The organism is Pseudomonas sp. BP01, assembly GCF_022760795.1.
Lineage (GTDB): Bacteria > Pseudomonadota > Gammaproteobacteria > Pseudomonadales > Pseudomonadaceae > Aquipseudomonas > Aquipseudomonas putida_Q.
The window spans coordinates 42,551-49,833 of sequence record NZ_JAFBKA010000043.1 but is presented as its reverse complement, the minus strand read 5'-3'; the positions used below and the strand labels follow the sequence as shown (position 1 = coordinate 49,833).

General features: G+C 63.8%; 8 protein-coding genes. 4 read left to right on the top strand and 4 right to left on the bottom strand.

Translation table 11 applies throughout. The features are described 5' to 3' along the window. The first annotated feature begins 146 nt into the window (after window positions 1-146). Complete coding sequence (locus JOY50_RS26465; RefSeq protein WP_132842815.1) at window positions 147-587, top strand: thioesterase family protein; 441 nt, start codon at window positions 147-149, stop codon at window positions 585-587. A 55-nt stretch (window positions 588-642) separates the two neighbouring features. On the opposite strand, the gene JOY50_RS26460 is transcribed toward JOY50_RS26465, so the two are convergent. The 3 genes from JOY50_RS26460 to fdhD form a co-directional block, all read right to left on the bottom strand. Continuing rightward, a complete protein-coding gene (locus tag JOY50_RS26460) occupies window positions 643-1,122 on the bottom strand; it encodes a glycine zipper domain-containing protein (RefSeq protein WP_138736462.1) in 480 nt (159 codons plus the stop codon). Between the two features lie 196 nt (window positions 1,123-1,318). After that, the gene (locus tag JOY50_RS26455) at window positions 1,319-3,664 is read right to left on the bottom strand and encodes an FdhF/YdeP family oxidoreductase (RefSeq protein ID WP_132842821.1); all 2,346 of its coding nucleotides are present in this window, start codon (window positions 3,662-3,664) and stop codon (window positions 1,319-1,321) included. Between the two features lie 5 nt (window positions 3,665-3,669). After that, a complete protein-coding gene (gene fdhD / locus JOY50_RS26450) occupies window positions 3,670-4,500 on the bottom strand; it encodes a formate dehydrogenase accessory sulfurtransferase FdhD (RefSeq protein WP_132842823.1) in 831 nt (276 codons plus the stop codon). Window positions 4,501-4,675: 175 nt separating this feature from the next. Between fdhD and lysM the strand changes: the two genes are divergently transcribed. Further along, window positions 4,676-5,116, top strand: a complete 441-nt coding sequence (lysM, locus tag JOY50_RS26445) for a peptidoglycan-binding protein LysM (RefSeq protein ID WP_019472842.1) — start codon at window positions 4,676-4,678, stop codon at window positions 5,114-5,116. Window positions 5,117-5,166: 50 nt separating this feature from the next. Here the strand turns inward: lysM and yrfG are convergent, their stop codons facing one another. Next, on the bottom strand, window positions 5,167-5,829 hold the full coding sequence (yrfG, locus tag JOY50_RS26440) for a GMP/IMP nucleotidase (RefSeq protein WP_132842826.1): 663 nt from the start codon (window positions 5,827-5,829) through the stop codon (window positions 5,167-5,169). Window positions 5,830-5,893: 64 nt separating this feature from the next. On the opposite strand from yrfG, the gene nudE reads away from it, so the two are divergent. Together nudE and cysQ are read left to right on the top strand one after the other, a co-directional pair. After that, the gene (gene nudE, locus JOY50_RS26435; protein WP_019474031.1) at window positions 5,894-6,460 is read left to right on the top strand and encodes an ADP compounds hydrolase NudE; all 567 of its coding nucleotides are present in this window, start codon (window positions 5,894-5,896) and stop codon (window positions 6,458-6,460) included. Beyond that, the gene (gene cysQ, locus JOY50_RS26430) at window positions 6,457-7,275 is read left to right on the top strand and encodes a 3'(2'),5'-bisphosphate nucleotidase CysQ (protein WP_132842829.1); all 819 of its coding nucleotides are present in this window, start codon (window positions 6,457-6,459) and stop codon (window positions 7,273-7,275) included. Before nudE ends, cysQ begins: the two co-directional genes overlap by 4 nt. Window positions 7,276-7,283 lie beyond the last annotated feature (8 nt).

The following is a 7,283-nucleotide window of genomic DNA, read 5'->3' as shown; positions in this document are numbered from 1 at the left end:
GATCGTGGGGCCGCGTCGCAGCCCATCGCGACACAAGGCCGCTCCTACAGGGGATCTAGACAGGCCTTGGGAGGCGCCACAGGCAGCGAAAGTCTGAATTTTCTGTTTCACTGTCAGCATCAATTGCGAAGACAAGAGCCAGACAGATGACCGAATCCCCTCAGCGCACTGCCTTCTCCCACTTCCACCCCATCCTCACTCGCCCTTCGGACAACGACGTTAACGGCCATATCGCCGGTGCTACCGTGCATGGCTTTTTCGAAACGGCTATCCAGGCCTTCCTTGTCGAACAGGCCGAGGTGGACCTGCGTGACGGCGAGCTGGCGGCATTCGTGGTCAGTTCGGCGGCGGATTTCTACGCGCTGCCGGGCTTCCCCGACGTACTCGAAGTGGGGTTGGGGGTGGCGCGCCTGGCGGGTAGCACGGTGGAGTACCGCCTGGCGCTGTTCCGCCCGGGCGAGCCGGAGGCGTGTGCGGCAGGTACGGTGGTGCAGGTGTTCATCGAACGGGCCAGTGGTCGTCCTGTGGTGTTGCCTGAGCCGCTGCAGCTCATCCTGTCTGGCCTGGTACTGGAACAGCAGACATAAAAAAGCCCCGCCGTAAGGGGCGGGGCTTTTGTTGCCAGGGCAGGGCCCTCAGGCATCAGTCGCGCCAGTGGCGCTTGTGCTTGCGGTGGCCGTAGTGGTGGCCGCGATCGTAGTGGCGACGGTCGTCGTAGCCGCGACGGTAGCGACGGTCTTCATGGCGCTCGTCTTCGTCGGCCTTGTTGCCCATGTAGTTACCCAGCGCACCACCGGCACCACCGCCGGCTGCTGCGCCAATGTAGCTACCGGTGGTGCCGCCCACCGAGCGACCGACCACGTTACCGCCAGCTGCGCCCAGCGCGCCGCCGATAGCGGCCTCACCACGCTGGCGCTTGTCGGCGCCCAGGGCACCGCCGGCCGCGCCGCCCAGGCCTGCGCCAATGGCGCCGCCGGTGCTACCACCGATGGAGTTGCCCACTACGGAGCCGAGTACCCCACCCAATGCGCCGCCAATGCCGGCCTCGGTATTGCCACCGGCCATGGCAACGCCGCTGAGCAAGCTGAAAGACAACAACAGAATCGAGGAGTACTTCTTCATCAAGAGAGCCTCATAGGGATGACGAGGCGAATTTGAGGCTAAGCGGCGTGGCTGGCAACGGAAATCCGACGAGTAGCACGAGTTGTACACAAATCGCTAAGTTACTGTATTTGCTGTGAAACTTTATCTATTTTTGGCTGTCTGAGACCTTTATGACAAAGCCCTGAACCGCCATGGAACAGGGCTTTTTTCGTTTCTACAGGATACGCCCGTCGTCCCGTGCCCGCTCCAGCTTGATGGCAATGAACTTCGATGTCGGCGTATGGCTGCCGTCGCCAATGCTCTCCAGCGGCACCAGCGGGTTCACCTCGGGGTAGTACGCCGCTGCCTGCCCGGCCGGGATGTCGAAGGCCAGCAGGGTGAAGCCCTGTACCCGGCGCACATGCTCATCCCCCCAGAGCGACACGATGTCGACCTTCTGCCCCGGCTGGAAGCCCAGGCGGATGATGTCGGCTTCGTTAGCGAACAGCACCTCACGTTGGCCGCGCACGCCGCGGTAGCGGTCGTCCAGGCCGTAGATGGTGGTGTTGTACTGATCGTGCGAGCGCATCGACTGCATGATCAGGTCGGGCAGCTGGCCACTGGCGCGCACGCGCTCATCGAGCAACGAATCCGGCAGCAGGTTGGCCTTGAAGTTGGCGCGGCCGGTGCTGGTCTTCCATTCGCGGCTGCCCGCGCTGTTACCCAGGTAGAAGCCGCCTGGGTGTTGCAGGCGCTGGTTGAAACCGCTGAAGCCGGCGATGGTATCGCCGATCAGGTCGCGGATGCGGTCGTAGTCGGCCACCAGCCAGTGCCAGTCCACCGGTTGCTTGCCCAGGGTAGCGGCGGCGATGCCGGCAACCACTGCCGGTTCCGAGCGCATCTGCGTCGACAGCGGTTTCAGCTGGCCGTTGGAGGCGTGCACCATGCTGAACGAATCTTCCACCGTGACCGCTTGTGGCCCGTCGGCCTGCAGGTCGATGTCGGTGCGGCCCAGGCACGGCAGGATCAGCGCCTGCTTGCCGTGGACCAGGTGGCTACGGTTGAGCTTGGTACTGATATGCACGGTCAGCGCGCAGTTGCGCAGCGCCTGCGCGGTGCGCTCGGTGTCCGGCGTGGCCTGTGCAAAGTTGCCGCCCAGGCCGATGAATACCTTGGCCCGGCCATCAAGCATGGCGTGGATTGCTTCGACGGTGTTGTGGCCGTTGTGCCGGGGCACGGGGAAGCCAAAACGCTTTTCGAGGGCATCCAGCAGGGCCACCGGCGGGCGCTCGTTGATACCCATGGTGCGGTCGCCCTGCACGTTGCTGTGGCCACGCACCGGGCACAGGCCGGCGCCCGGTGCGCCGATGTTGCCGCGCAACATTTGCAGGTTGACGATTTCCTGGATGGTCGGCACCGAATGGCGGTGCTGGGTGATGCCCATCGCCCAGCACATGATCACCCGCTTGCCACGGCAGTACATGCGCGCGGCCAGCTCGATGTCGGCCAGCGTCAGGCCGGACTGCGCCTGGATGTGCTCCCACGGCGTGGCATCCACCACTGCCAGGTAGTCGTCGACGCCATGGCCATGTTCGGCAATGAAAGCATGGTCGAACACCGCCGGTTCGCCTTTGGCCTGGGCTTCGCGTTCCCATTGCAGGACAAACTTGGCCATGCCGCGCAGCATCGCCATGTCGCCGCCCAGCGCCGGGCGGAAGAACGCGGTGTTGGTCGGCCGGTCGCTGTTGGTCAGCATCTCCAGCGGGTTCTGCGGGTGCTGGAAGCGCTCCAGGCCACGTTCCTTGAGGGGGTTTACGCACACCACCTGGGCACCACGCTTCACCGCATCACGTAACGGGTCGAGCATGCGTGGGTGGTTGGTGCCGGGGTTCTGGCCCCAGACAAAAATGGCGTCGGCATGCTCGAAGTCGTCGAAGGTGACGGTGCCCTTGCCGACGCCAACGCTTTGCCCCAAAGCCACGCCACTGGCCTCGTGGCACATGTTCGAGCAGTCGGGGAAGTTGTTGGTGCCGTAGGCGCGCACAAACAACTGGTACAGGTACGCCGCTTCGTTGCTGGCGCGCCCCGAGGTATAGAACTCGGCCTGGTCAGGGTTGGCCAGCTTGTTCAGCTCGCGGGCTATCAGGGCGAACGCGGCATCCCAGCTGATTGGCAGGTAACGGTCGCTAGGCGCGTCGTAGACCATCGGTTCGGTCAGGCGCCCTTGGTACTCCAGCCAGTAGTCGCTCTGCTGCAGCAGCGAGGTGACGCTGTAACGGGCGAAGAAAGCCGCATCGACGCGGCGCTTGGTCGCCTCCCAGTTCACCGCCTTGGCGCCGTTCTCGCAGAACTTGACCATGCCGCTTTCCGGCGAATCGCCCCAAGCGCAGCCCGGGCAGTCGAAGCCGCCGTTCTGGTTGGTCTTGAGCAGGGCGCGAATGTTCTTCAGCGCGTTGTCGCTGCCGACCCAGGCCTTGGCCACGCTGCGCAACGCGCCCCAGCCACCGGCCGGGCCGTGGTAGGGCTTGTAGCGAGGGGTAGAGGCTGGGGCGTTGTCCGGGAGGTGCTGGTAGGAGGTCACGGGTATTACGACTCCGCCGCCGGGCTGTAGACCCGCGGTGCGCTGTGCTTGGGCAGATGGATGAGGTTGAGGTTGTGCTTGCGTGCCCATTGCAGGGCAAGGCCGGTGGGCGCCGACAGGCTGACCAGGGTCTGGATGCCGGCACGCAATACTTTCTGGATCAGCTCCAGGCTGCAGCGGCTGGTGACGATGGCCAGGCCACCCTGGCTGTCGATGCCTTGGCGCAGCAGGGCGCCGATCAGCTTGTCGAGGGCGTTGTGCCGGCCAATGTCTTCGCGGCCGAGCAGTAACTCGCCATGGCGGTCCATGAACAGTGCTGCATGCACAGCCCCGCAATGCTGACCCAGCGGCTGGAAGGCATCGATGCGTTCGCGCAGGCCGACCAGCCATTCGGCCGGGGGCAGGGGTGCACCCGGCAGCACGGCCAGGTCCGGCAGCGCCTGCTCCAGGGCTTCGACCCCACACAGGCCGCAGCCACTGGTGCCGGCCAATTGGCGGCGCTGGTTTTTCAGGTTCCAGAACGCCCGGCTGGAAATTTCCAGGTCGGCGTACATCGCCGAACCGCTGCCGGAAAGCTTCAGGTCGTAGATTTCTGCGGTGCCTTCGACAATGCCGCTGCCAACGCTGAAACCGACGGCGAAGTCTTCCAGGTCGGTGGGGCTGACCAGCATCACCGCCTGGTTGAGGCCGTTGTAGACAATGGCCAGGGCCACTTCTTCGGCCAGCGGGGTGCTGTCGCGTCTGGCGTCGCTGAGCTGGACGTAATCGTAGGTGTTGCTGGCGGCGGGCATGGACAAGGGCGATGAGGCCGCGCAGACCGGAGGTTTGCTGTTCATCGGGGTGTTGAATACCGGCGGCTTTCTGATAGCACAAGCCTAGGCTTGCGGGCCGGCGGCGTCTAATCGCTAGGGTCTATGCCTTGATAGACCGCGTCGATTGGTCGCACGGGGCAGGAGTGGAAAAGCTGGCCTAGACTCCTGTGTCCGAGGTTTCGTCAACAAGGAGAGCGCAATGAGCCTGTTCAGTTTCGTGAAGGAAGCCGGCGAGAAGTTGATCGACCTGCTCACCCCCGGTAACGCCAATGCCGAAGAGCAACTGAAGAAACACGTGGAAAGTGTCGGCCTGGGCAACCCGAACATCACCGCCACTGTAGAGGGAGACACGATCACCCTCAAGGGTGAAGTGGCCAGCCAGGAGGAGAAGGAAAAGATCATTCTCGCAGCCGGCAACATCAATGGTGTGGCCAGCGTCGATGACCAGATCACCGTGACCGGGCCGGTGGTGAAGGCGGCAAGATTCGTCACTGTGAAAAAGGGCGACACGCTGTCGGCCATCTCTGTGGTGGTTTACGGCAATGCCAACCAGTACAACAAGATCTTCGAGGCCAACAAGCCGATGCTGTCGCACCCGGACAAGATCTACCCGGGGCAGGTGCTGCGTATTCCTGACTGATCTCTGAAACCTGTACCGGCCTCTTCGCGGGTTCACCCGCGAAGAGGGCCTCATAGGCCTATCAATAATTCCCGGTAATCCTCGACCGCCGCAAACTCTTCGGTATCCCGCGGCCCTGCCTTGCTATCCGGCTGGCGCACCGCCAGCAGGTGCCCCACACCAAACCGCCGCGCGCTGCGCAGAATCGACAGCGTGTCATCGATAAACAGGCTGCGCCCCGGCTCAAAGCCGATGTCTGCCTGCAATGCATCCCAGAACTGCGGGCTTTCCTTGGGGTAGCCATAATCGTGCGAGCTGATCAGCCGTTCGAAATACGGCGCCAGTTCCACCCGTTCCAGCTTCAGCGACAGCGAGTCGCGGTGAGCATTGGTGATCATCACCACGCGTTTGCCCGCCTTGCGGATTGCCGCCAGGAAGGTATCGGCGTCTGGGCGCAGGGCGATCAGGTCGGCGATTTCCTGCTTCAGCTCACGGATCGGCAGGCGCAACTCGCGGCTCCAGAAATCCAGGCAATACCAGTTCAGCGTGCCGGCATTGCGCTCGAACAGTGGCTGCAGCTCCATTTGCGCCATGGCCAGGCTCACCCCGTGCAGCTCGGCATAGCGCTGGGGCAGGTGCTCCAGCCAGAAGCGGTTGTCGTAATGCAGGTCGAGCAGGGTGCCGTCCATGTCCAGCAGGACGGTATCGATGGCAGACCAGGGAATAACAGGCATGGGAAACTCTCGATCAGTCGGCTAGCCACGGTATAGTAACCCGTTCACGCCAAGGAGCCGCCCCATGCGCCAGAAACCCACCGTCCTCAGCCGCGAAATCGTCGCCAGCAGCCGTCTGTTCCGCGTCGAAGCCGTGCAATTGCGCTTCAGCAATGGCACTGAGCGTACCTACGAGCGTTTGGTGGGCCGGGGTAACGGCTACGGCGCGGTGATGATCGTGGCCATGCTCGACGCCGAGCACGCCGTGCTGGTGGAGGAATACTGTGGCGGCACCGATGAATACGAGCTGTCGTTGCCCAAGGGCCTGATTGAACCGGGCGAAGACGTGCTGGCGGCAGCCGACCGGGAGCTCAAGGAAGAAGCCGGTTTTGGCGCACGCCAGTTGGAGCACCTGACCGAGCTGTCGCTGTCGCCGGGCTACATGAGCCAGAAGATCCAGGTGGTGCTGGCCACCGACCTGTACGAAGAGCGCCTGGAAGGCGATGAGCCAGAGCCGATGCGGGTCGACAAGGTCAACCTGCGCGAGTTGTCGGCATTGGCCATGCACCCACAGTTCACCGAGGGGCGTGCCCTGGCGGCGCTGTACCTGGCCCGTGACCTGATGATCCAGCGGGGGCTGCTGGAGCTATGAACGACCTGCAACTGATGCACGAAGTGGTCAAGCTGGCACTGACCGCTGGCGAGGCGATCCTGCCGTTCTGGCGTGCCGACGTGGCCGTGACCAACAAGGCCGACAATTCGCCGGTGACCGCCGCCGACCTGGCAGCGCACCGGGTGATTGCCGATGGCCTGCTGGCGCTGGCGCCGCATATTCCGGTGCTGTCCGAGGAGGACTGCAACATTCCGTTGGGCGAGCGCCTGGGTTGGAGCCGCTGGTGGTTGGTCGACCCGCTGGACGGCACCAAGGAGTTCATTGCCGGCAGCGAGGAGTTCACGGTCAACATTGCCCTGGTTGAAAACGGCGAGGTGGTGTTTGGGGTGGTGTCGATGCCCACCAATGGGCGCTGCTACTTCGGGGGGCGCGGTTTGGGGGCCTGGCGGGCAGACGCCAGTGAGGCAGCCCAACCGATCCAGGTCCGTAACGCCCCCGCGCAGGGCGAGCGGTTTACGGTGGTTGCCAGCCGTCGACACTCCAGCCCGGAGCAGGAAGCGCTGTTGGCCGGCCTTGGGGCTGCGGTGGGTGAGCTGGAGCTGGCCAATATTGGCAGCTCGTTGAAGTTCTGCCTGTTGGCTGAGGGTAGCGCCGATTGTTATCCGCGCCTGGCGCCGACCTCGCAGTGGGACACTGCGGCGGCGCAGGGTGTGGTGGAAGGGGCCGGTGGCGAAGTGATCGGGCTGGATGGCTTGCCGTTCCGGTACCCGCCGCGTGAGTCGCTGCTCAATCCATATTTCCTGGCATTGCCGGCCAATGCTGCCTGGCGCCAGGCCTTCCTGAACCTGATCTGACGGATTTC